The following is a 22692-nucleotide window of genomic DNA, read 5'->3' as shown; positions in this document are numbered from 1 at the left end:
ATGCGTAGGTGTCTGGAGGGGTTCGTGTCGCGCACGGTCGTGTCGGGGGGAAGGCTGCGCGTGGAGGCCCGTCGGAGGCGGCTCGCCCTGCAGTGGGGGGCCCTGCTGCTCGCGGGTGCCGCGGTGCCGGCGCTGTCCGGGTGCCAGGCGACCGAGGCCGCCTCGGCCGCGCCCCCGAGCTCCGCAGCCCCCTCGCCGAGCCCGAGCGCGACCCCGGTCCGCCCGTCCGCCGCGCGGGTGGCGCTGGCCCCCGCGACCGGCGCCCAGGACGTCCGCCTCGACGCCCCGGTCACCGTCGACGTCACCGGCGGGACGCTGAGCCGCGTCGACGTGAAGGACGCCTCCGGCGCTGCTGTCGAGGGTGCGATCGGCGCCGACGGCCGGACCTGGGTGCCCACTGACGGCCTCGAGCCCGCCACCACGTACACGGTGCGGGCCTACGCCGCGGACCCGAGCGGTGCGCCGCGCTCGCTCTCGGCGACGTGGACCACCGTCGCCGCGACGAAGGTGCTCAAGACGAGCATCGCCCCGCTCGACGGCACCACCCGCGGCGTCGGCATGCCGATCATCGTCACGTTCAACACCCCGGTCGACAAGAGCGCGCGCGCGGCGGTGGAGAAGGCGCTGCACGTGTCCGGGAGCAAGCGCCTCGTGGGCGCCTGGTCCTGGCAGAGCAGCACGACGGTGCACTACCGGACCCGCGCGTTCTTCCCGGCCCACAGCACGGTCACCCTCGACGCCCACCTCGCGGGGGTCGAGGTGCACCCCGGGGTGTGGGGCACGCCGAAGAGCAACCGCTCCGTGTCCTACTCCATCGGCGCCTCGATGGTCAGCGTCGCCGACGTCGCCAACCACACGATGGTGGTGCGCCGCGACGGCAAGGTCTGGGCCAAGTTCCCCATCACCACGGGCAAGCCGAACTTCCGCACCCGCGGCGGCATCCGCGTGATCATGGAGAAGTACCCCACCAAGATCATGGACGCGGCCACGGTGGGCATCAAGCCCGGCGACCCGGAGTACTACAAGCTCGAGGTGCACTGGGCGATGCGCATCAGCACCTCGGGGGAGTTCGTCCACGCGGCTCCGTGGTCGACCGGCTCGCAGGGCCGCGCCAACGTGAGCCACGGCTGCGTCGGCCTCAGCATGGCCAACGGTGAGCACCTGTTCGCCAACAGCCAGATCGGCGACGTCGTCAAGATCATCAACTCGACCCGCCCGCTCAACAAGGGCAACGGCTGGACCGACTGGAACGGCACCTGGGCCTCCTGGCTCGCCGACAGCGCCACCGGCGTGCAGGACACCCCCGCCTCCAGCTGACCGACCGTCCGCTCCGCCCGGCCAGGCACAGCCGAGCCGCCGCTCGGCGGTCAGGCGGCGAGGACGAAGGTCCGGGCGAACCGCTCGAGCAGCGTGCCACGGCCGCGCAGCACCTCCACCACCCCGCGGCCGATTGCGTCCTGCGGCGCGAGCCTCCCGCTGAGCAGCAGGTGGATGCCCGGGCCGGTCGCGAAGGCCAGGTCCGCCTCGCCGGCGTCCCGGGTGACGTCGAGTGCGGGGCCCTCGACGCGGATGAGCAGCGGCTCCCCGCCCAGGTGCGCGGCGTACGCGGTGGCGGGCAGCGCGGCGGCCACCTCCGGCCGGAAGGCCGTCCGCAGCCAGATGGTCAGCGCGTCGGGCGTCAGCACCTGCTCCTCGCGCGGGTCGCCGAGCGCCTTGGTGCCCCAGGCGCTGAGCCCCAGCACGACCGGCTCGAGCTCCCGTCCGTACGCCGTCAGCTCGTAGACGATGACGCGCGAGTGCGGGACCCGGCGGAGGATGCCGGCCGCCTGCAGGTCCTTGAGCCGCGCCGCGAGGATGTTGCTCGGGATGCGGGGGAGGCCTGCGGCGAGGTCGCCGTAGCGGCGGGGTCCGACGAGCAGGTCGCGCACGAGCAGCAGCGCCCAGCGCTCCCCGACGAGCTCCAGGGCCCGCGTGACGCCGTCGTACTGCCCGTAGTCCCTCGCGGCCACCGTCGGCTCAGGCCTGCTGCTGCGCGTACGCCTCGGGCCCCTGCTGCGCTGCGACGGGGTCCATCCAGCCGAACTCGAGGACGTTGCCGTCGGGGTCGGCGAGCTGGCGCTGGTACATGAAGCCGTAGTCGGCCGCAGGGTGGCCCTCGCTGCCGCCGGCGGCGAGGCCCGCAGCGACCGCGGCGTCGACGGCCTCGCGGCTGTCGAGGAAGACCGCGACCGCCACGGACGGGCTGACGGCGGGGTCGCCGATGGGCAGGTCGGTGAAGGTCTGGAAGAACTCGCGGACCAGCAGCATGAAGTAGCTGTGGTCCTCCTCGACGACGACGCAGGCGGCGTTGTGGTCCGTGAAGGCCGGGTTGACGGTGAAGCCCAGCGCCTCGTAGAAGGCCTTCGCGCGGTCGAGGTCGGTGACGGGCCAGTTGACGAACATGGCAGGCACGGCGGGCTCTTGGGGTCGGGGAGGGGACGCCTCCCACACTTGTCTTTTGCAAGTGCGGTGTCAAGGGAGTTCCCCGGGCCCACGTCGACGGACGACGGAGGCCCGCTCCCCCGGAGGGGAGCGGGCCTCGAGTGCCGTGCGAGGAGCTAGTGGCCGGCGTGCCCGGCCTCGAGCTCGCGGACCTCGGCGGGCGTCGGGGGCTCGATCTGGTCCTCGAAGAACCAGGACGAGACCTTCGAGCGCGCCTTCAGCGCCACCACGCCGCGGCGCTTCACGCCGTTGCGGTCGGTCTGCGAGGGCAGCGCCACCGGGTGGTGCACCTCGTGCTGGACGAGCTTCCAGCGCTCCTCGGCGCTGATCGGCTCGTGCACCTCGACGAACTCGCCGTGAGGGAGCTGCATGAGGATGCCGGTCTCGCGGCCGTGCAGGACCTTCTCGCGGTCCCGGCGCTGGAGCCCCAGGCACGCCCGCTTCGTGATGACGAAGACCAGCGGCGGGGCGACGAAGAACAGCACCCGGAAGGTCCACGTGATCGCGTTGATCGACAGGCCGAACGCCACGGCGATGATGTCGTTGCCGCCCGCGATCCAGAGGATGGCGTACTCGGTGATGAAGACCACGCCGAGCGCCGTGCGCACCGGCACGTTGCGCGGGCGGTCGAGCACGTGGTGCTCCCGCTTGTCGCCCGTCACCCACGCCTCGAGGAAGGGGTACAGCGCGAAGACCGTGAAGAAGATGCCGGGGATCACGAGCGACGGGATGAGCACGTTCCACGAGACCGTGTGCCCGAAGGCCCGCGTCTCGAGGTTGGGCATCATGCGCAGCGAGCCCTCGAGGAAGCCGATGTACCAGTCGGGCTGCGACCCCGCGCTGACCTGCGAGGGGTTGTAGGGGCCGTACTGCCAGACCGGGTTGATCGGCGCCACCGTGGAGATCGCCGCGAGCACACCGAAGACCACGAAGAAGAAGCCGCCGGCCTTGGCCATGTAGACGGGGAGCAGCGGGTAGCCGACGACGTTCTGGTCCGTGCGCCCGGCGCCGGGGTACTGCGTGTGCTTGTGGTACGTGACCAGGCCCACGTGAGCGCCGATGAGCCCGAGGATGAGCGCGGGCACCAGCAGGATGTGGATCATGTACATGCGCGGGATGAGGTCCACGCCCGGGAACTCGCCGCCGAAGAAGAAGAAGGACACATAGGTCCCGACGACGGGGATCGACTTGATGACGCCGTCGGCGATGCGCAGGCCCGTACCGGAGAGCAGGTCGTCGGGGAGCGAGTAGCCGAAGAAGCCCTCGAGCAGGCCGAGGACCAGCAGCCCGATGCCCAGCAGCCAGTTGAGCTCGCGCGGCTTGCGGAACGCGCCGGTGAAGAACGTGCGGAACGCGTGCACCGCCATGCCGGCGATGAAGACCAGTGCCGCCCAGTGGTGCAGGTGGCGCATGATCAGGCCGCCGCGGATCTCGAACGAGATCTCGAGCGTGGAGCGGTAGGCCTCCGACATCGCCAGGCCCTTGAGCGGCGTGTAGGGCCCGTTGTAGATCACCTCGTTCATGGACGGGGTGAAGAACAGCGTCAGCCAGGTGCCGGTCAGCAGCAGGATGATGAAGCTGTAGAGGGTGATCTCACCCAGCATGAACGACCAGTGGTCGGGGAAGATCTTGCGGATGTTCTTCCGCGCGACCTTCGCCACGCCCAGGCGGTCGTCGAGGTAGCGACCGGCCGCGCCGGCAGCGGTGTTGATCGTGGACATCGATGTCTCAGCCCCGTTCCCAGAAGCTCGGACCCACGGGCTCGTGGAAGTCGCCCTGTGCTACCAAGTATCCGTCCGCATCCACGGTTATCGCGAGTTGAGGCAGCGGACGGGCGGCCGGCCCGAAGATCACCTTGCAGTGGCGGGTGGCGTCGAAGGTCGACTGGTGGCACGGGCAGAGCAGGTGGTGGGTGGTCTGCTCGTAGAGGCCCACCGGGCAGCCCACGTGGGTGCAGATCTTGGAGTACGCGAAGATGCCGTCGTAGTCCCAGCCCTCGCGGCCCTTCTCCACCTCGTACTCGCCCGGCGCGAGGCGCATGACGAGGACGGCGGCCTTGGCGCGGTCGTTGAGCGAGACGTCGAGCTCGGGCCGGCCCTCGTTGCCGGGCAGGCTCTCGCCGGCCTTGTAGACGGCCGGCAGGACGTGCATGACGCCGCCGATCTTGACGTCCGAGGGCTTGATGGGCTGACCCGTGGGGTCGGCCGCGAGTCGCGTGCCCTTGCCCCACAGGGTGTGCGAGATCTGCTTCTCGGGGCTCTCGCCCTTGTCGCGGGTCCAGAGGTCCTTGAGCGGCACGACGGCCATGAGGCCGGCGGCGCCCATCGCGCCCGTCATGCTCGCCCAGATCATCTTGCGGCGGGGGAGGAAGCCCGCCTCCTCGCCGCCCTCGGTGAGGATGCGCGCGATCTCCTGGCGGTCCTCGTCGCTGGACCGGACCGGCTTGCGCTTCTCGACGAGCTCCTCGTCGGGCATGAGCTTCTTGGCCCACTGGATGGCCCCGGCGCCGATGGTGAACAGCGCGAGCGCCATGCCGCCGCCGAGCGTCAGCGTCGACCAGCGGTAGTTCTCGCCCTTGGGCAGGCCGAAGGCGAAGTAGCCGACGACGAAGATGACCGTGCCCACGAGCGAGAGCGCGAACAGCATGCTGATCTGGCGCTCGGCCCGGGCGGCGGCCTTCGGGTCGGTGTCGGTGGTGCGGTGGACGTGGGCCGGCAGGCCGGGGTCCGTGAAGCGCTCCTCGAGGGCGCCGGCCTGTGACGGGGCGGTGCCCGTGGCGCTGCCGGGGGCTGCCGAGGTGGGCAGGTGGCGCGGGTCGTCGTGCGTGCTCATCGTGCTGCGGTCTCCTCCGTCGCGCGCGTCAGCGCGCCTTCTGGGCGAGCCACACCGCGCAGGCGATGAGCAGGCCGATGCCGATGACCCAGCCGAACAGGCCCTCGGTCGTCGGACCGAGCGTCCCGAGACCGGTCAGGCCGGGGGTCTTGTCCTGCCGCTGCGCCTCGAGGTAGGCGATGATGTCGCGCTTCTGCTGCGGCGTGATCTGGTCGTCCGAGAACACCGGCATCGCCTGCGGCCCCGTGACCAGGGCCTCGTAGACGTGCGCCGGCGTGGTCTTGGTCAGCGAGGGGGCGTACTTGCCGTGGGTCAGCGCGCCGCCCGCGCCCGCGAAGTTGTGGCACATCGAGCAGTTGGTGCGGAAGATCTCGCCGCCCAGCGCCGCGTTGCCCTTCGTGTAGTCCACGTCGGCCGCGCTCGGGATCGCGGGGCCCGGGCCCAGGGTCGCGACGTACGCCGCCATCTGCGCGATCTGCTCGGGGGCGAACTGCACGCGTCCGCGCGAGGCCTGCGCGCCGGGGCGGGCGAGCGGCATGCGGCCGGTGCCCACCTGGAAGTCGACGGACGCGGCGCCCACGCCGACCAGCGTCGGGCCGTAGGACGACCCCTCGCCGGACAGCCCGTGGCAGGTGGAGCAGTTCTCCTGGAACAGCGCCTTGCCGGCGGCCGCGGCCTCCGGTCCGGAGGTCGGCACGGCGCCGCTGCTGGGGGCGAGGGCGGCGTAGACGCCGCCCAGCGCCGTGAGCAGGCCCAGGAGGAGGAGCAGCGTGCCGAGCGGGCGCCGGCGGAGCGGGCGGCGCGCGGGGATGGCCGAGTCAGTCACGGGGGCGCTCACTTGAGGAGGTAGATCGTCGCGAACAGGCCGATCCAGACCACGTCGACGAAGTGCCAGTAGTAGGAGACGACGATGGCCGTCGTGGCCTGCTCGTGGGTGAAGCGGCGGGCCACGAAGGTCCGGCCGAGCACCACGAGGAAGGCGAGCAGGCCGCCGGTCACGTGCATGCCGTGGAAGCCGGTGGCGAGGTAGAAGATCGAGCCGTACGCGTCGGAGGACAGCGAGAGCCCGTCGCGGAACAGGTTGGCGTACTCGTAGACCTGGCCGCCGATGAAGAACGCGCCCATGAGGAACGTGAGCGTGAACCAGCGGCGCAGGCCCCGCACGTCGCCCCGCTCGGCCGCGAAGACGCCCATCTGGCACGTCACCGACGACAGCACCAGCACGGTGGTGTTGACCGAGGAGAACGGCACGTTGAGCAGGCCGTTGCGCTCGTGCCAGAAGCCCTCGCCGAGCTCGGAGCGGAGCGTGAAGTACATCGCGAACAGCGCCGCGAAGAACATGAGCTCCGACGACAGCCACACGATCGTGCCGACGGACACGAGGTTCGGCCGGTTCGACGGGGGGCGGGTGACAGTCGTCTCGACCGCTGCTGCTGTTGCCACGGCGCAATGGTGCCACTAACGGCCGGCCGAGGCGCGACGGGCCTCGCGTGGCGTGGCTCTCACCCTGCGTGCCCGTCGCGGCCCGGCGCTAGCATGCGGGCGCGGGAGGGGCTCGGCGCCCGCGACCAGCACACGGAGGAGCAGCGCATGGCCACCGACGGCAGCGGCGCGGACGGCACCGCGGGCACCCCCGCGAGCGCGCGGGCGGACGGCGGGGCGGGCGCGCCGCGGCCCGCGCACGTGCTGGTCTACAGCGACGACCGCGACGTGCGGGAGCGGGTGCGGCTCGCGCTCGGGCGCCGGCCCGCGCGCGACCTGCCGGAGCTGCGCTGGACGGAGGTGGCCACGCCCCCCGCGCTCGTGCGCGCGATGGACGTCGGCGACGTCGACCTCGCCGTGCTCGACGGGGAGGCCGTGCCGGCCGGCGGGCTGGGCCTGGCCCGGCAGGTCAAGGACGAGGTCTTCGACTGCCCGCCGGTGCTCGTGCTGACCGGCCGCCCGCAGGACGACTGGCTCGCCGCGTGGTCGCGCGCGGACGCCGCCGTGCCGCACCCGCTCGACCCGGCCGCCCTGGCCGCGGCCGCCGCCGGGCTGCTCCGCGCCCGGCTGTCGCGGGCGGCGGTGTGACGCTCGCCGCTCCCGGGTCGTCCCCGTCCGCTCCGGCGCCCGGGTCCGCGGCGCCGCGGACCTGGCCCGCGCTCACCGGCGCGCTCATGCGCGGCGAGGACCTGCCGGCCGCGTCCACCGCCTGGGCGATGGGCCAGGTGATGGACGGCGAGGCGACCCCGGTGCAGGTCGCGGGCTTCGTCGTCGCGCTGCGGGCGAAGGGCGAGACGCCGGACGAGCTGGGGGGCCTCATCGAGGCCATGCTCTCCCACGCCCGCCCGCTGGAGGTGCCGGGCCCGGCCGTCGACACCTGCGGCACGGGCGGCGACGGGGCCCACACCGTCAACATCTCCACCATGGCCGCGGTCGTGGTCGCCGGTGCCGGCGGCCGCGTGGTCAAGCACGGGAACCGCGCCGCGACCTCCCGCTCGGGCTCGGCGGACCTGCTCGAGGCGCTGGGGGTAGTCGTCGACCTGCAGCCCGAGCAGGTCGCGGCCTCGGTGGCGGAGGCCGGGATCGGCTTCTGCTTCGCCCCCCTGTTCCACCCCGCGCTGCGCCACGCGGCCGTGACCCGGCGCGAGCTGGGCGTGCCGACCGTCTTCAACGTGCTCGGCCCGCTGGCCAACCCCGCGCGTCCCGCGGCGCAGGCCGTCGGCGTCGCGGACGGCCGGCTTGCGGGCGTCATGGCCCGGGTGCTGGCCGGGCGCGGCACGTCGGCGCTCGTCTTCCGCGGCGAGGACGGTCTCGACGAGCTCACGGTCACGGGGCCGAGCCGCGTGTGGGAGGTGCGCGACGGCGACGTGGAGGAGTGCACGGTCGTCCCCGAGGAGCTCGGGGTCAATCGCGCCCCCGCCAGCGCGCTCGCGGGGGGCGACGCGGTGGCGAACGCCGCCGTGGCGCGCCGGGTCCTCGCGGGGGAGCAGGGCCCGGTGCGCGACGCCGTGCTGCTCAACGCCGCCGCCGCGCTGGTCGCGCTCGACGCGGTGGGGGAGGCGCCCGCGGCTCCGCTCGCCGAGCGGCTGCGCAGCGCCGTCGAGCGCAGCGCTGCGGCCGTGGACTCCGGCGCGGCGGCTGCCGCGCTGGAGCGCTGGACCGCTGTCACGCAGCAGCTCGCCGGCCGCTGAGGGCCGTCCTGCGCGCCGGAGCGGCTACCAGCAGCCGGTGACCGTCGCGCCGAGCGCGTCGAACTGGCGGCGCAGCGCGAGCGTCGAGCGGGAGCCGTTCTCCAGCACGACGAACGCCTGCAGGTGCCCGTCGGTGCTGCGGGTGTAGCCCGCGAGCCCGACCACGTCGCGGAGCAGGCCGGTCTTCGCCCACAGCCTGCCGACGGCGCACTTCGACGGCGCCGTCTCGAACCGGCCGCGCCCCGGCCGCAGCGACCCGGTCACGCCGGCGACGGGGAGCGACCCGCCGAAGGCGATCGAGGAGAGCTCCGGGTGGGCGGGGTCGGCCGCCAGCCGCAGCAGGGCGGCGAGCGTGTCCGCGGGGACGCGGTCCGCCCGCGAGAGCCCGCTGCCGTCGTGCAGGACGACGCCCGCCAGCGGGACCCCGAGCCGACCGAGGACGAGGGCGCGCGCCTGCTCGGCTCCGCGCCAGGTCGTGGGCAGGCCGACGGCCCGCGCGACCTGCCGGCCCAGCTGCTCGGCGATGTCGTTGTCGCTCACCCGCAGCATGGCGGCCACGACCTCGCGCAGCGTCTGGCCCTGGACCGCGCCGACCTGGACCGACCCGGCCGGGGTGTGCCGGCGGACGACAGCGGTGACGGGCACCCCCAGCGCCTGCAGGGCCGAGGCGAAGCGCCGCCCCGCCAGCAGCCCGGTGTCGGCACTGCGCGTGCGGTCGACGGTCAGGCCGCGTACGGGGGAGACCTCCTGCAGGTAGTAGCTGCGCGGCCAGCCCGGGGCGAGCGTCGGACGTGCGTAGACCGAGTCGTCCACGACCAGGGTCCGGCGCACCCCGGCGTGGGCGCCGAGCGCGGGCGCCACCTGGGCCGCGAGCGTGCGCAGGTCGAGGGAGCGCAGCGTCGGGTCGCCGTCGCCGTGCAGCACGAGCGAGCCGTCCGGTGCGACCAGGGCCGTGGTCGTGAAGCGGTGGTCCGGGCCGATGCTCGCGAACGCGCTGACGGCGGTGGCGAGCTTCGCGAGCGACGCGGGCAGCCGCGGCGTGGTCGCGCGGACGCGGACGAGGTCGGTCCCCGCGTCGACGTCGCTGACCACGACGCTCGCCCGCGAGCCGAGGTGCAGGGCCGCCAGCCGCTGCGGCAGCAGCGCCGCGATCCGCTGCTCGGGCGTCACCACGACCGGGGCACTGGACGCCGGCGCCGACGTCGAGGCGGCGGGGGCGGCGAGCGCGCTGCTGCCGCCGCTGCCCGAGGAGGCGACGAGGGTGCCGCCCGCCACGGACGTCGCGAGCAGGGCGGCCGCCAGGGCGGCGCGCCCTCCGCGGGGACGGCGGGCGGGCGGAGGGGCTGCGGTCATGGGAGCTGCCTGCCTGTGGTGGTACGGGGGGTGCGGGTCTCGCTGCAGGTCCTCGGCGCGCGGGGGGTGCGGCTCAATCCGCGTCGTCCACGCCGAGGGCGAACGCCGCCTCGAGGTCGTGCCGGCTGTAGGCCCGGAACGCGATGTGCGTCGTCGTGTCGACCACGCCCTCGACCTTGTGCAGCCGGTCGGCGATGACCTCCGCGAGCTCGTCGTGGCGGCGCACCCGCACGACCGCGATGAGGTCGACGTCGCCGGTCACCGAGTAGACCTCGCTCACGCCGGCGAGCTCGGCGATCGCGGACGCGACCTCGGGGATGCGGTCGACCTGGGCCTGGACGAGCACGATCGCGGTGAGCACCGTCACACGGTACGCGGTGGCCGCTCCCGCAGGGCCCTCACGCCGCGCCGGCCCAGCTCGTCGTGCGCGCCGCCTCGACGGCGGCGAGCCGCTCGCGCTGGCTGCCGGCGCCGTGGGCCGGCGAGGCCCAGGTGCCCTCCAGCTCCACGAGCCGGGTCCCGGGCTGCTCGAGCCAGGCCAGCACCCGCTCCACCTCCTCGAGGGTGCAGGCCGGCAGGGGGCCGACGCCCGGCTCGACGCGCTCGGCGGTGGCGAGCAGCGCCTCGACGTGCGGGCGCGGCGGCACGCGCGGCGGGACCGCGGCGGAGCCGACGAGCCGCCCGTGGCGCACGACGGCGAGGTCCCACCCGCCCCCGGTGCGCGGCCGGGCGGCGACCAGCTCCGGGCAGCCGGTGAGCGCGGAGACCCGCTGGAGGCGGGCCGCACCCCGCACGGCGGCGGAGAGCCGGTCGCGCACCGCGGCCGCCTCCTCGAAGCGCTCGGCGGCCGCGAGCCGGGCGGTGCGCGCCTCCAGGCGGGCCACCAGCGTGCGGACGTCGCCGAGCGCGGCCTCCCGGGCGGCGGCGGCGTGGACGGCGTAGGCGTCGACGCCCTCGCTGCCGTCGCAGGGGGCTCCGCAGCGCCCCATCTCCTTGAGCGCGCAGGCCGCGCGGAGGCGGCGGGGGGAGAGTGCGCCGGTGCACTGGCGCAGGGGGAAGGCCTCGTGGAGGGCGTCGCGGGCCTGCTCCGCGGAGGCGCGCGAGCGGAAGGGCCCGAGGTAGGTGCCCCCGTCCTCGCGCACCTGCCGGACGAGGGAGAGCCGGGGGAACGCCTCCGCGGTGAGCTTGAGCCAGACGAGCCGCTCCTGCTGGCGCGACCGGCGGTTGTAGCGCGGCTGCAGCTCGGCGATGAGGCGCAGCTCGCGGACCTCGGCCTCGAGCGGCGTGGCGCACACGACCGCGTCGACCCGGTCGGCCAGCCGCACCATCTCGCGCATCCGCCGCCGGGGCTCGGAGGCGGTGAAGTAGCTGCGCACCCGCGAGCGGACGTCGCGGGAGGTCCCGACGTAGAGCGCGCGCCCGCCCGAGTCGCGGAAGACGTAGACGCCGGGCGCGCTCGGCAGCCGGTCGGCCAGGTGGCGCTTGCGGCGCTGCGCGGGGGTGACCCGGGAGGAGTAGGTCGCCAGCTCCTCGACGCTGTGCACCCCGATCCCGCCCAGCCGCTCGAGGATCCCGTGCAGCACGTCGACGGTCGCCCGGGCGTCGTCGAGCGCGCGGTGGTTGGGGGTCGTGGACGCGCCGAAGAACCGGGCCAGCGACGAGAGCCGGCAGTCGGGGGTCTCGTCGCGGGTCACGAGCGCGCGGGCCAGTCGCGCGGTGTCGACCACGCGGAAGCCGGGCCACTCCAGCCCCTCCTCCTGCGCGGCCGCCTTGAGGAAGCCCACGTCGAACGGCGCGTTGTGGGCCACGAGCACGGCGTCGCGCCCGCACCAGTCGAGGAAGGCCGGCAGCACCGAGGCGATGCGGGGCGCCCCGAGCAGCATCGCGCTGGTGATGCCGGTGAGCACCGCGATGAACGGCGGGACCTCGCACCCCGGGTCGACCAGGCTGTGGAACTCCGCCACGCGCACGCCGCCGCGCACCTTGACCGCGCCCACCTCGGTGATCCGCGCCCCCGCGGCCGGCGACCCGCCCGTCGTCTCGAGGTCGACCACGACGAAGGTCGTCGAGCGCAGCGGGGTGCCCAGCTCGTCGAAGGTGGCCTGCACGCCCGTGCTCCACGGGAGGGTCCCCACCGCCTCGGCTGCCGTCATGCCCGGCACCGTAGACGCGGCCACCGACAGGGGCGCCCCGCGACACGGGCCGCGCCGTACGCTCTCCCCGTGCCCGACGAGTCCCCGGTCCCCGCCCTGCCCGGGCCCGAGCAGCGGTGGCGGTGCTCGCGCTGCGGCAACCTCACCCGCTTCGACGTGACCCGGCGCAGCCGCGTCACGGAGTACTGGCACTTCGACCTGCCGGGGAGCCCGGCGGTCGAGTCCGCCGACGTCCTCGAGGAGGTCGTCGAGCGGGTGCGCTGCCGGTGGTGCGAGTCGACCGCTGACGTGGAGCTGGTGCCGCGCGCATGAGCCGGCCGTGAGCGCGCTGCCGGAGCCCGTGCGCGCACGGGTGGTCGCCCTCGCCGACGACGCCCTCGCGTCGCTCGCGCCCGGCGACGCCCCCGCGGCGCTGCGCCCGTTCCTGCGCTTCGCCCCCGCCAAGCGCGCGCGCCACGCCGCCCCGGCCCTCGCCGCGGCCCTCGAGGTCGACGAGGGCTTCCGCGACGTCGTCGTCGAGCGGCTCCGCCTGGCCCTGCCCGACCTCGTGGCGGCGCTCGAGGGCGGCCGCGACCCGGCGGCCGCGGAGCCGGCGGACGTCGGGGCCGCGGCGTACCTCCTGCGGGCGCCCGGCTGGGAGCAGCGCGTCGGCGCCATGGTCGCGGAGGAGCGCGGCAGCGCGCGCGAGGCCGAGGTGCGCGGGCTGCGCGCCGCGCTGGAGCGCAGCCAGGAGCAGCTCGCCGTCGCGCGGGCGCAGGGCCGCGCCGAGACCGAGCGCGTGCGGGGCGAGCTTGCCGTGGCCAAGGCGGAGGTCGTCGACCTGCGGCGCAAGCTCCACCTCGCGCGCGAGGAGCTGCGCGGCGCCCGCGGCCCTGCGCGCGAGCCGCAGGAGGTGCCGGTGCGGGAGGCGGCTGCACCGGTGGAGCCGGGGGCCCGGGCGGAGGGCGAGCTCGAGCGCGCCCGCGGCGAGCTCGCGGCCCTGCGCGCCGAGCTCGAGCGGGTGCGCGCCGGGCACGAGGCGGCCCGGCGCTCGGCCCGGGAGGGCAGGGCCGCCGACGACACGCGCCTCCGGCTCCTCCTCGACGTGCTGGGGGACGCCGCCGCCGGGCTGCGCCGCGAGCTCGCGCTCGGCGGGGAGGACCTGCGCCCCGGCGACCTCGTCGCCGCGCGTCCCGCGGCGACGGGGGTCGGGGACGTGCCCGCGCGCGCCCTCGCCGAGGACGACCCGGCGGTGCTCGACGCGCTCCTCGCGCTGCCGCGCGTGCACCTGGTGGTCGACGGCTACAACGTGACCAAGCTCGGCTACCCCTCCCTGCCCCTGCAGGGCCAGCGCGAGCGGCTGGTCGGCGGCCTCGCCGGCGTGGCCGCGCGGACGGGGGCCGAGGTGACCTGCTGCTTCGACGGCGCGGCGCTCGACGCGCCGGCCCCGGCCCCGCGGCAGCGCGGCGTGCGCGTGCTGTTCTCCCGGCCCGGGGAGAGCGCCGACGAGCTGATCCGGCGGCTGGCGGCCGCGGAGCCCGCCGGGCGGCCGGTGGTGGTCGTCAGCGACGACCGCGAGGTGGCCGACGGCGTCCGCCGCTCGGGTGCGCGCCCGGTGCGGTCCGCGGCGCTGCTCAAGCGGCTCGAGCGGGCCTAGCCGGGGCCGCGGGTGCTCGCGCGCGCGGCCGCCGCCGCCGTCCCGGCCCTCGTCGTCCGGGCCCTGCTGCTCCTCGCCGCGGCGTCGTTGTCGGTGGTGGCGCCTAGCGTCGCCGACGACGAGGGACCGACCCTGAGGAGACACCATGATCGTCGACTGCGACACCTGCTCGGTGCGCGGGCGGGGCTGCGCCGACTGCGTCGTCCCGCTGCTGCTCGGGACCGCGCCGCCGGAGCTGGAGGTCCCGGTGGACCTCGACGCCGACGAGCGCCGCGCGCTGCGGGTCCTGGCGGAGGGCGGGCTCGTGCCGCCGCTGCGCCACGTGCGCTCGGCGTAGCCCGCGGGCGGCGCGCCGCGGCTGCGTCCGCGGCGCTCGCGTGCTGCGTGCTCGCCGGCTGCGACGGCGGTGGGGGCGGCCGCACGGAGGGCCGCTCCACGGCGCAGCCCACGAGCAGGACCACTGCCGCGGGCACGGCGCCGGCGGGCCCCCGCGGGCGACCGGCACCGGCCGACGCACCGGGGGCCGCGGGCCCGACGGACCCGGCCCCGGCCGCCGACCAGCAGCGCGCGGCGGTCGTCGCCGCCCTGCTCGCCGTGCGCAGCGCGGCGGTCCTGCACCACGACGCCGCCGGCTGGCTCTCCGTGCTGGACCCGGCGGCGGACGGCCTGGTGGAGGCCGAGCGGGCGCAGTGGCCGGTCGTCGCCGCGCTGCCGGTCTCGCACTGGGCCTACGTCGTCGAGTCGGTCGACGTCGTCGACGCGAGCACGTGGCGCGCCCGGGTGCGGCTGGACTACGCGGTGCGGGGCACCGACGACGGGCCGGTGGGCCGCGAGCTCGACGTCTCGCTCGTCGAGCGCGCGCTCGGCTGGCGGGTCAGCGCGGAGCGGCCGACGGACACGAGCACCCTCGACCCGTGGCAGCTCGCGCCGGCCCGCGTGCTCGGCGACCGCACCGCGCTCGTCGTCGTGAGCACGGCGGAGGGCGACCCGGCGCCGTGGCTGGCCGTCGCCGACCGGGCGGCCGCCCGCGTCGCGTCCGTGCTCGGCCCCGCCCACCGGCGCCCGCTCGTGCTCGTGCCCGAGCGCAGCCCGACGACGGCGTCGCTCGTCGCCGTCGCGCAGGGGCGGCGCGTGCTGGTGTCCGCGCCGGAGTTCGACGGGCTGAGCCCGGTCGGCCGCCTCGTCGTGCTCGCGCACGAGCTCACCCACGTCGCGCTCGCCGGCCCGTCGGAGGCACCGGCCTGGCTCGAGGAGGGCTTCGCCGACTGGGTGGGCTACACCGGCAGCGGCATCGGGGTCCAGGCTGCAGCCGCCGAGCTCCTCGCCGAGGTCCAGCGCAGCGGGGCGCCGCGCGCCCTGCCCGCGGACCCCGCGTTCGACGTGTCGCGCGGGGGATCGCCCGAGGCGTACGAGAGCGCCTGGACCGCGTGCCGCGTGCTCGCCTCCCGCGGAGGCACTGCGCGGCTCGTGCGCTTCGTCCGGCTGGCGCAGGCCGACGGCTACCCCGCGGCGCTGGCCCGCGTCTACGCCCTGCGCCCGGCGCAGCTCACCGCCCTGTGGCGCGCCGAGCTGGCCCGGCTCGCCGAGGGCTGAGCCGGTCGCGCCCGCCGGTAGGGCAGGATGCGGCTCCGTGGAAGGCACCGAGGTACGCAAGCTCGCCGCGCTCGAGGACCGGCACTGGTGGTACGCCGAGCGCCGCGCCCTGCTCGCCGCCGCCCTGCGCCGCGTGCCGGGCACGCCCGGGACCGCGCTCGACGTGGGGGCGGCGGGAGGCGGCAACACCCGCGTCCTCCGCGCGGCCGGCTGGCGCTCCCTCGCCCTGGAGTACGGCGAGGACGGCGCCGCCGTCGCCCACGAGCGGGGGCTCGACGTGGTCAGGGGCGACGCCACGCGGCTCCCGGTCGCGGACGCGAGCATCGGGCTCGTCGTCGCCTTCGACGTCCTCGAGCACATCCCCGACGACGCGGCCGCGCTGCGCGAGCTGCACCGGGTGCTGCGGCCCGGCGGCACCCTGCTCGTCGCGGTGCCCGCCGGCATGCGCAACTGGTCCGCCCACGACGTGGCTGTCGGGCACGTCCGCCGCTACGAGCGCGAGGGGCTGCGCGACCTCGTCGCCGGCGGCGGGTTCGAGCTGCGCGAGCTGCGCTCGTGGAACGTCCTCATGGCCCCGGTCGCGCGCTGGCGGCGCCGGTCGTCGACCGGCTCCGACCTCGACGACCCGCACCCCGCGCTCAACGCGGCCTGCCGGGCCGTCGTCGTCGCCGAGCGGGTCCTGCCCGTCGGCGGGCTGCCCGGGATCTCGCTGCTGGCGACCGCCGTACGCCGGTGAGCCTCCCGCGCACCCTCGTCCTCACCAACGACTTCCCGCCCCGGCAGGGCGGGATCGAGTCGTTCGTGGAGGCGGTGGTGCAGCGGCTGCCTCCCGACCGGGTCGTGGTCTACGCCCGTGGGCAGGCGGGGGACGCGGCGTACGACCGTGGCCTGCCGTTCCGCGTGGTCCGGCACCCGCGCGGCATCGTGCTCCCCGAGCCGTCCGTCGCGCGTGCCGCCGCCGCGCTCGCCCGGGAGGAGGGCTGCCGCGCGGCGTGGGTCGCGGCCGCGGCCCCCCTCGGCCTGCTCGCTCCGGCGCTGCGCCGTGCGGTCGACGGCCCGGTCGTCGCCACCACCCACGGGCACGAGGTGTGGTGGGCGCGCGTCCCCGGGGCTCGCCGGGTGCTGCGCGCCGTGGGCGACGGCGTGGACGCGCTGACCGTGCTCGGACCCTGGACGGGGGAGGCGGTGGGCGCCGCGCTCAGCGACGCGGGGCGGCGCCGGCTGCACCGGCTCGCTCCGGGCGTGGACCTCGAGCGCTTCTCCCCGCACGTCGACGGCGGCCGCGTGCGCGCCCGGCACGGGCTCGGCGACCGGCCGGTGGTGGTGTGCGTGTCGCGGCTGGTCCCGCGCAAGGGCCAGGACACGCTGCTGCGCGCCTGGCCCCAGGTGCTCGCGGCGGTGCCCGAGGCCGCACTGCTGCTGGTGGGCGGCGGCACGGACGCCGAGCGGCTGCGCGGGCTGGCCGCCGGCACCCGCTCGGTGGTGCTGACCGGACCGGTGCCGCTGGCGGAGCTGCCCGAGCACTACGCCGCGGGCGACGTCTTCGCGATGCCCTGCCGCTCCCGCCGCGCCGGGCTCGAGGTCGAGGGGCTCGGCATGGTCTACCTCGAGGCCGCGGCCTGCGGGCTCCCCGTCGTGGCCGGGGACTCGGGCGGCGCGCCCGAGGCGGTGCTGCACGGGCGTACGGGCTTCGTCGTCCCCGGCGCGTCGGTCGACGAGACCGCACGGCGTGTCATCGAGCTGCTCGCCGACCCCGAGCGGGCGAGGGCCATGGGCCGGGCCGGCCGGGCCTGGGTCGAGCGGGCCTGGAGCTGGGAGCGGACCGTCGGCCGGCTGGAGGCGCTGCTCTCAGCTCAGGAGTAGAGCGCGTCCACCTCCGCGGCGAAGTCGCGCATGACCTCCTTGCGCTTGACCTTCATCGAGGGCGTCAGGTGGCCGCTGTCCTCGGTGAAGTCGACGTCGAGCACGCGGAACCGGCGGACCGACTCCGCGCGCGAGACGTGCACGTTGGCGGCGTCGACCGCGGCCTGGACTCCGGCCAGCACCTGCGGGTCGCGCACCGCCTCGGCGAGGGGGAGCGCCGGGCGGCGCCGCGTCTCGAACCACGCCGGCAGCGCCTCCTCGTCGAGCGTCACGAGCGCGCCGACGAAGGGCCGCCCGTCGCCGACCACGACGCACTGGCTGACGAGCGGGTGCTCCCGGATGACGTCCTCGAGCGTGGCCGGGACGACGTTCTTGCCGCCCGCGGTGACGAGGATGTCCTTGCTGCGCCCGGTGATGTGGAGGAAGCCGTCGGCGTCGACGTGGCCGAGGTCCCCGGTGCGGAACCACCCGTCGTCGGTGAACGCCTGCTTGGTGGCCACGTCGTCCCCGGCGTAGCCGCGGAAGACGATCCCGCCGCGCACCTGGATCTCGCCGTCCGCGTCGGTGCGCACCTCGACCCCCGGCAGCGGCGGGCCGACCGTCCCCATGCGGGTACGGCTCGGCGTGTTGACGCACGCCGCCGCCGTCGTCTCGGTGAGGCCGTAGCCGACGAGGACGGTCAGCCCGATGCCGCGGAAGAAGTGCCCCAGCCGCTCGCTGAGCGGGGCGCCGCCGCAGACCGCGAACTCGACCCGCCCTCCGAGCGCCTCGCGCATCTTCCCGTAGACCAGCCGGTCGAAGACCCGGTGCTTGGCGCGGAGGAACGGGCCGGCGTGACCGGTGTCGCGCGCCTCGCTCCAGGCGACCGCGGTGTCCGCCGCGAGGCGGAACACCCGGCCCTTGCCGGCGGCCTCGGCCTTCTGCTCGCTGGCGTTGTAGACCTTCTCGAAGACCCGCGGCACGGCCAGGAGGAAGGTGGGTCTGAACCCCTCCATGTCCGCGAGCAGGTTCTTCACGTCGGCGGTGTGCCCGAGGCGCACCCCGCCGGCGAGCACGGCGAGCTGGAAGACCCGGGCGAGCACGTGCGCGAGCGGCAGGAAGAGCAGCGCCGCGGCGTCCGGCTTGCCGAACACCTCGTGGACGCCCTCGAGGATGCCCTCGACCTCGGCGAGGAAGTTGCCGTGGGTGAGCTCGCAGCCCTTGGGCCGCCCGGTCGTGCCGGAGGTGTAGATCACCGTGGCCAGGTCGTCGCGGTGGACGGCGGTGCGCCGCGCCTCCACGTCGGCACCGGCGACCCCCGTGCCGCAGGCGCGCAGGTCGTCGAGGCTGCCCTGCTCGCCCGCGGGCTCGATGCGCCAGACGTCGCGCACGGTCGGCAGCGAGCCCGCCACCGCGTCGTACGTCGCAGCGTGCTCCGCGGTCTCGACGACGACGACGCTCGCGCCCGAGTCCTGCAGGATCCAGCCGACCTGCTCCGCCGAGGAGGTCTCGTAGACCGGGACCACGACGCCGCCGGCGGCCCACACCGCGAAGTCGATGAGCGCCCACTCGTAGCGCGTCCGCGACATCAGCGCGACCCGCTCGCCCGGCTGCAGCCCGGTGGCCACGAACCCCTTGGCGAGGGCGACGACCTCGTCGCGGAACGCCGCCGCGCTGACGTCGCTCCACGCGGTCCCGGTGCGGCGGCTCAGCATCGCGAACCCGGGGTCGCGAGCGGCCCGGTCCCACACGATGCCCGTGAGGCTCCCGCCGAAGTCCTGCACCGAACCGCCTCCTCGCGCTCGTGACGACCCTACTGCCGCTGACCGGTACCCTCCGTGCGGACGGGCACGACATCGCCGCCGTCCGACGCGCCCCGGCCCGACGCCGGTACGGGGCCGCCGGGCCCGGCGCGCGCGCCTGCCACTACCGTCACGTACCGGCTCGTCGTCGAGCCACCCCGCCGTCCTGCGCGTCGCCGTCCGCCGCGCGGGCGTGACGTGCCCCAGCCAGACCGGGCCCCAGGCCTGCGCGCTCGAGTGGAGGAACTGCCGTGGGACTGACCATCGGGGTCGACCTCGGAGGCACCAAGGTCGCCGCTGCCGTCGTCGACGAGGAGGGGCGCATCCACGCGCGCACGCGCCAGTCGACGCCCGCGACCGGCGCCGACGCGACCATCGGGGCCATCCTGGGGGCGGTCCGCGAGCTGCGCGAGCAGCACCCGGACGTCGAGGCCGTCTGCGTCGCGGCCCCGGGCTTCATCGACGAGCAGCGCGCGACGGTGCTCTTCCTCACCAACCTCGGCGGCTGGCGGCACCGCCCGCTCAAGCACGAGCTCGAGCAGGCGCTCGGCCTCCCCGTGGTCATCGAGAACGACGCCAACGCCGCGGCGTGGGGCGAGGCCCACTTCGGCGCCGGACGTGGCGAGACCGAGGTCGTCTGCGTGACGGTCGGCACCGGCATCGGCGGCGGGATCATCCTGGGCGGGCAGCTGTTCCGCGGCCGCTTCGGCGTCGCGGCCGAGGTGGGCCACTACCGCGTGGAGCCCAACGGCCGGCCCTGCGGGTGCGGCAACCGCGGCTGCTGGGAGCAGTACACCTCCGGCAACGCGCTCGTCCGCGAGGCGCGGTGGCGCGCGGCCGAGGACCGTCCGGGTGCGGCGCTGCTGCTGAGCTACGGCGACGGCTCGCCCGAGGGCGTCGAGGGCCTCCACGTCACCGACGCCGCCCGCAAGGGCGACCCCGTGGCGATCGCGTCGTTCGAGTCGGTCGGCCGCTGGCTGGGCCAGGGGCTCGCCGACCTCGCCGCGATCCTCGACCCGGCCTGCTTCGTCATCGGCGGCGGCGTCAGCGAGGCGGGCGACCTGCTGCTCGAGCCGGCCCGGCGCACGTACGCCGAGGTGCTGACCGGCCGCGCGTACCGGCCGCTGGCCCAGATCCGGCAGGCCACCCTCGGCAACGACGCCGGCGTGGTGGGCGCGGCGGACCTCGCGCGCGTCTGACCCGGTGCGGCTGCTGACGTACAACGTCCGCAGCCTGCGCGACGACCGGGCGGCCGCCGCCCGCGTCGTCCGCGCCTGCGCTCCCGACGCCGTCTGCCTGCAGGAGGCGCCGCGGTTCCCCTTGCAGCGGTGGCTGCTCCAGCGCTTCGCTGCGGAGTGCGGTCTGCGCCTGGCCTGCGGTGGTCGCGCCGCGCACGGTCCCGCCCTGCTCGTCCGCGCCGGGATCCCGGTGGACGAGGCGGCGGCGGTGCGCTTCCGGCGTACGCCCGGGCTGCACGCCCGGGGAGTCGCGGTGGCCCGGTTCGGGGACGTCGACGTCGCCAGCGTCCACCTCGGGCTGCGGCCCGACGAGCGGCAGCGCAACGCCGCCGACGTGCTCGCGGTGCTCCGGTCGCGCGGCTCCGGGCCGTGGGTCGTGGCGGGCGACCTCAACGAACCGCCCGGCGGGCCCGCGTGGGCGGCGTTCGCGGAGGCGGGGCTGCGGGACGCCTGCCCCGAGGGCGGTCCGACGTTCCCGGCGCGGCGGCCGGCACGGCGCATCGACGCCGTGCTCGTCAGCCCGGGGCTGCGGGTCGCGCGCTGCATCGTGCCGCACGACGTCGTGGACGGCGCCGACCTCCCGGTCGCGACCGACCACCTGCCCGTGCTGGCCGAGCTCGACCTGCCCTGAGGCGCCCGGCCGCGTACCTCATGGCGAGGCTGGAGCGGGCGCCACCCGGGATCGTTGCCCGAAGGTCCGTTCGGGCCCGCGGGGACGCGCCCGCCCCTAGGGTCACCGCGACGCCCAGCAGACGCGCGTGGGCGCTGACCGCGCACCCGGTGCGCCTGGGGAGAGCAGATGACGAGTGGACTGAGGGGGCGGGCGCAGCGGGTGGTGCTGTGCGCCGCCGTGGCGGCCGCGGGCACGGCCGCGGGCACGGTGCCCCTGGCCGGACCGGCGCAGGCCAGCGTGCCGTCGACCGTGCTGTTCACGGTCTCGTCGGTGGAGGCGGCCGGCGTACCGGCCGGGGACATGAGCCTGTTCGGCGGCTCGAGCCACCGCATCACCGTGCACGGCACGGACCTCCAGCGCATCACCGAGGTGGACTACGACACCGACGACGACGCCAGCAGCATCCTGCTGCAGGACGACATCGGCAGCTCCAGCAGCACCGCCGCTCCGGTCGTGTCCGACGACGGCACCACGCTGACGTTCACGAACCCGGACCTCAGCCTGGGGCAGGCGTCGGCGATCGCGTCGAGCCCGTTCAACGGCATCCAGATGTTCATCCGCTTCGAGGGCCCCACCTACGAGGGGCCGTACTACGTCGAGAGCGGCTCGCACGAGCTGGACGCGCTCATCCCGGCGGTCACCTCGGTCACGATCCACGACGCGAACGGCGCCCCCTCGCCCACCTCGGCGAGCGAGGGCGGCGACCACGTGACGCTGCGGGGGCAGCTGCTGGACGACCCGGCGATCTACGCCTTCAACCAGGTCAACACCCCGGCCACCACGATGGGCTCGAACCAGGACCTGTACGACATCGTGCACCAGCCCGACGGGTCGGTGACCGCGCGGCTCTACACCGACCGCGGCGCGCAGTACCCCGACAGCGCGGCGCCGCTGCCGCTGTTCATCCAGGTGAAGTCGGCCAGCCCGCAGTGGAACAGCGACATCCGCTCCCACTCCGTCAGCTCGGGCGGGAACTTCACGGCCGAGGCGCCCACCGTCACGGGGATGGACTGCCACCAGGGGAACAACGGGCAGTGCGTGTTCTTCCCCGAGGACCACGGCGTCGTCATCACGGTGACGGGGCGGCACCTGTCGAACCTCGGTGACCCCAACAACAGCTACCAGAACTTCATCCGCCTCGAGGCCAACGGCCACCAGATCGACGCCAGCCTGCGGGTGACGCACGTCGGCGACGGCACGCCGGGCGACCCCGACCTGGCCGACTTCACGCTGGACGACCTCGGGCGGCTGCAGGCCAACGGCCAGCCGGTCACGCCGTCCATCGAGCTGAAGGACGTCGACCAGACCGGGTACGTGCTCGACGGCGCCATCGAGGGCGGGCCGTACTCCATCGCCATCGCCTCGCACCTCACGGCGCCAGTGGTGGCGAGCCCGGGCACGGCCAGCACTCCGGTCGGGCAGCCGTACAGCATCGACATCCCGGTGAGCGGCTCGCCCGCCCCGGCCGTCGCGGTCTACGGGCTGCCCGCCGGGTTGACGTCCAGCCCCAGCGCGGACGGGGTCCTCATCAGCGGCACCCCGAGCACGGCGGGGACGGCGTACATCACGATCAAGGCGACCAACTCGGTCGGCAAGGGCAGCGGCAAGCTCGCCCTCAGCGTCCTCGCCACGCCGGTGTTCAACGGCGGCTCGACCGACGTCAAGCTCGCGCCGGGCACGAGCCTCACCGACATCATCACCGCCTCCGGCGGCGCGACGATGACGGTCAGCGGCGCCCCGTCGTGGATGGTGGCGACGGCCAAGCCCGGCTCGGTGAAGCTCAACGGACGCAGCCCCAAGCCGGCCTACGCCACGGCGGTGGTGACGGTCACCGCCACCAACAGCGCCGGCTCGGTGAGCGAGCAGGTCACCGTCCACATGTAGGGCGCTCGACCGGGGCCGCCGCGCAGTGCCGG

Annotated in this window: 22 protein-coding genes; 12 read left to right on the top strand and 10 right to left on the bottom strand. The window is 75.6% G+C overall.

The genetic code is table 11. The features are described from left to right. The first annotated feature begins 24 nt into the window (after positions 1 to 24). A complete protein-coding gene (locus EV189_RS06535; protein ID WP_130492150.1) occupies positions 25 to 1317 on the top strand; it encodes a L,D-transpeptidase in 1293 nt (430 codons plus the stop codon). A gap of 50 nt (positions 1318 to 1367) precedes the next feature. Here EV189_RS06535 and EV189_RS06530 read toward each other — a convergent pair whose 3' ends face one another. The 6 genes from EV189_RS06530 to ctaE form a co-directional block, all read right to left on the bottom strand. Beyond that, the gene (locus tag EV189_RS06530) at positions 1368 to 2009 is read right to left on the bottom strand and encodes a winged helix-turn-helix transcriptional regulator (RefSeq protein ID WP_130492149.1); all 642 of its coding nucleotides are present in this window, start codon (positions 2007 to 2009) and stop codon (positions 1368 to 1370) included. Between the two features lie 7 nt (positions 2010 to 2016). Further along, entirely contained in the window at positions 2017 to 2451 is a 435-nt protein-coding gene (locus EV189_RS06525; RefSeq protein WP_130492148.1) for a VOC family protein, read from the bottom strand. A gap of 146 nt (positions 2452 to 2597) precedes the next feature. After that, positions 2598 to 4202 carry a cytochrome bc1 complex cytochrome b subunit gene (qcrB, locus tag EV189_RS06520; RefSeq protein ID WP_130492147.1) on the bottom strand — a complete coding sequence of 535 codons (1605 nt, stop codon included), beginning with the start codon at positions 4200 to 4202 and terminating at the stop codon, positions 2598 to 2600. A 7-nt stretch (positions 4203 to 4209) separates the two neighbouring features. After that, positions 4210 to 5313: a cytochrome bc1 complex Rieske iron-sulfur subunit gene (qcrA, locus tag EV189_RS06515; RefSeq protein ID WP_130492146.1), complete on the bottom strand. Its 1104-nt coding sequence runs from the start codon at positions 5311 to 5313 to the stop codon at positions 4210 to 4212. Between the two features lie 28 nt (positions 5314 to 5341). Further along, positions 5342 to 6139 (bottom strand): cytochrome bc1 complex diheme cytochrome c subunit, encoded by a 798-nt coding sequence (gene qcrC / locus EV189_RS06510; RefSeq protein ID WP_130492145.1) that lies wholly within the window; start codon positions 6137 to 6139, stop codon positions 5342 to 5344. 8 nt (positions 6140 to 6147) lie between these two features. Next, a complete protein-coding gene (gene ctaE / locus EV189_RS06505; RefSeq protein WP_130492144.1) occupies positions 6148 to 6756 on the bottom strand; it encodes an aa3-type cytochrome oxidase subunit III in 609 nt (202 codons plus the stop codon). A gap of 147 nt (positions 6757 to 6903) precedes the next feature. On the opposite strand from ctaE, the gene EV189_RS06500 reads away from it, so the two are divergent. Beyond that, entirely contained in the window at positions 6904 to 7383 is a 480-nt protein-coding gene (locus tag EV189_RS06500) for a DNA-binding transcriptional response regulator (protein ID WP_231116133.1), read from the top strand. Positions 7384 to 7469: 86 nt separating this feature from the next. Beyond that, positions 7470 to 8486, top strand: a complete 1017-nt coding sequence (gene trpD, locus EV189_RS06495; RefSeq protein ID WP_130492903.1) for an anthranilate phosphoribosyltransferase — start codon at positions 7470 to 7472, stop codon at positions 8484 to 8486. A gap of 24 nt (positions 8487 to 8510) precedes the next feature. On the opposite strand, the gene dacB is transcribed toward trpD, so the two are convergent. From dacB to EV189_RS06480, 3 genes are all read right to left on the bottom strand, one after another. After that, positions 8511 to 9839, bottom strand: a complete 1329-nt coding sequence (gene dacB / locus EV189_RS06490; protein WP_130492143.1) for a D-alanyl-D-alanine carboxypeptidase/D-alanyl-D-alanine endopeptidase — start codon at positions 9837 to 9839, stop codon at positions 8511 to 8513. Between the two features lie 73 nt (positions 9840 to 9912). Beyond that, positions 9913 to 10200 (bottom strand): Lrp/AsnC family transcriptional regulator, encoded by a 288-nt coding sequence (locus EV189_RS06485; protein ID WP_130492142.1) that lies wholly within the window; start codon positions 10198 to 10200, stop codon positions 9913 to 9915. Between the two features lie 37 nt (positions 10201 to 10237). After that, positions 10238 to 11992, bottom strand: coding sequence for a DEDD exonuclease domain-containing protein (locus EV189_RS06480; RefSeq protein ID WP_130492141.1), 1755 nt, complete (start codon positions 11990 to 11992; stop codon positions 10238 to 10240). A 69-nt stretch (positions 11993 to 12061) separates the two neighbouring features. On the opposite strand from EV189_RS06480, the gene EV189_RS06475 reads away from it, so the two are divergent. The 6 genes from EV189_RS06475 to EV189_RS06450 all read left to right on the top strand — a co-directional run bounded on the left by EV189_RS06475 (position 12062) and on the right by EV189_RS06450 (position 17084). Then, on the top strand, positions 12062 to 12304 hold the full coding sequence (locus tag EV189_RS06475) for a hypothetical protein (protein ID WP_130492140.1): 243 nt from the start codon (positions 12062 to 12064) through the stop codon (positions 12302 to 12304). A 7-nt stretch (positions 12305 to 12311) separates the two neighbouring features. Continuing rightward, complete coding sequence (locus EV189_RS06470) at positions 12312 to 13628, top strand: NYN domain-containing protein (RefSeq protein WP_130492139.1); 1317 nt, start codon at positions 12312 to 12314, stop codon at positions 13626 to 13628. A gap of 145 nt (positions 13629 to 13773) precedes the next feature. Next, complete coding sequence (locus EV189_RS06465; protein ID WP_130492138.1) at positions 13774 to 13965, top strand: hypothetical protein; 192 nt, start codon at positions 13774 to 13776, stop codon at positions 13963 to 13965. A 47-nt stretch (positions 13966 to 14012) separates the two neighbouring features. Then, positions 14013 to 15221, top strand: a complete 1209-nt coding sequence (locus EV189_RS06460; protein ID WP_130492137.1) for a hypothetical protein — start codon at positions 14013 to 14015, stop codon at positions 15219 to 15221. Between the two features lie 37 nt (positions 15222 to 15258). Continuing rightward, positions 15259 to 15957, top strand: coding sequence for a class I SAM-dependent methyltransferase (locus tag EV189_RS06455; protein ID WP_130492136.1), 699 nt, complete (start codon positions 15259 to 15261; stop codon positions 15955 to 15957). Beyond that, positions 15954 to 17084 (top strand): glycosyltransferase family 4 protein, encoded by a 1131-nt coding sequence (locus tag EV189_RS06450; protein WP_130492135.1) that lies wholly within the window; start codon positions 15954 to 15956, stop codon positions 17082 to 17084. Before EV189_RS06455 ends, EV189_RS06450 begins: the two co-directional genes overlap by 4 nt. Here EV189_RS06450 and EV189_RS06445 read toward each other — a convergent pair. Beyond that, positions 17075 to 18847 (bottom strand): AMP-dependent synthetase/ligase, encoded by a 1773-nt coding sequence (locus EV189_RS06445; protein WP_231116131.1) that lies wholly within the window; start codon positions 18845 to 18847, stop codon positions 17075 to 17077. The genes EV189_RS06450 and EV189_RS06445 overlap by 10 nt on opposite strands. Positions 18848 to 19116: 269 nt before the next feature. On the opposite strand from EV189_RS06445, the gene EV189_RS06440 reads away from it, so the two are divergent. The 3 genes from EV189_RS06440 to EV189_RS06430 all read left to right on the top strand — a co-directional run bounded on the left by EV189_RS06440 (position 19117) and on the right by EV189_RS06430 (position 22660). Then, entirely contained in the window at positions 19117 to 20064 is a 948-nt protein-coding gene (locus tag EV189_RS06440) for an ROK family glucokinase (RefSeq protein ID WP_130492134.1), read from the top strand. Between the two features lie 4 nt (positions 20065 to 20068). Beyond that, positions 20069 to 20734 (top strand): endonuclease/exonuclease/phosphatase family protein, encoded by a 666-nt coding sequence (locus EV189_RS06435; protein ID WP_130492133.1) that lies wholly within the window; start codon positions 20069 to 20071, stop codon positions 20732 to 20734. Positions 20735 to 20902: 168 nt separating this feature from the next. After that, positions 20903 to 22660 carry an Ig domain-containing protein gene (locus tag EV189_RS06430; RefSeq protein ID WP_130492132.1) on the top strand — a complete coding sequence of 586 codons (1758 nt, stop codon included), beginning with the start codon at positions 20903 to 20905 and terminating at the stop codon, positions 22658 to 22660. Positions 22661 to 22692 lie beyond the last annotated feature (32 nt).

The sequence above is a fragment of the Motilibacter rhizosphaerae genome (assembly GCF_004216915.1).
Classification (GTDB): domain Bacteria; phylum Actinomycetota; class Actinomycetes; order Motilibacterales; family Motilibacteraceae; genus Motilibacter; species Motilibacter rhizosphaerae.
Note: the sequence above shows the minus strand (reverse complement) of the source record. Positions and strands in the feature narration are given on the sequence as shown.

Bases quoted from the DNA above. Each gene is read 5' to 3' on its own strand.
- qcrB (WP_130492147.1), bottom strand. From the start codon at position 4,202: ATGTCCACGATCAACACCGCTGCCGGCGCGGCCGGTCGCTACCTCGAC.
- qcrA (WP_130492146.1), bottom strand. From the start codon at position 5,313: ATGAGCACGCACGACGACCCGCGCCACCTGCCCACCTCGGCAGCCCCC.
- EV189_RS06500 (WP_231116133.1), top strand. From the start codon at position 6,904: ATGGCCACCGACGGCAGCGGCGCGGACGGCACCGCGGGCACCCCCGCG.
- trpD (WP_130492903.1), top strand. From the start codon at position 7,470: ATGCGCGGCGAGGACCTGCCGGCCGCGTCCACCGCCTGGGCGATGGGC.
- dacB (WP_130492143.1), bottom strand. From the start codon at position 9,839: ATGACCGCAGCCCCTCCGCCCGCCCGCCGTCCCCGCGGAGGGCGCGCC.
- EV189_RS06480 (WP_130492141.1), bottom strand. From the start codon at position 11,992: ATGACGGCAGCCGAGGCGGTGGGGACCCTCCCGTGGAGCACGGGCGTG.
- EV189_RS06465 (WP_130492138.1), top strand. From the start codon at position 13,774: ATGATCGTCGACTGCGACACCTGCTCGGTGCGCGGGCGGGGCTGCGCC.
- EV189_RS06430 (WP_130492132.1), top strand. From the start codon at position 20,903: ATGACGAGTGGACTGAGGGGGCGGGCGCAGCGGGTGGTGCTGTGCGCC.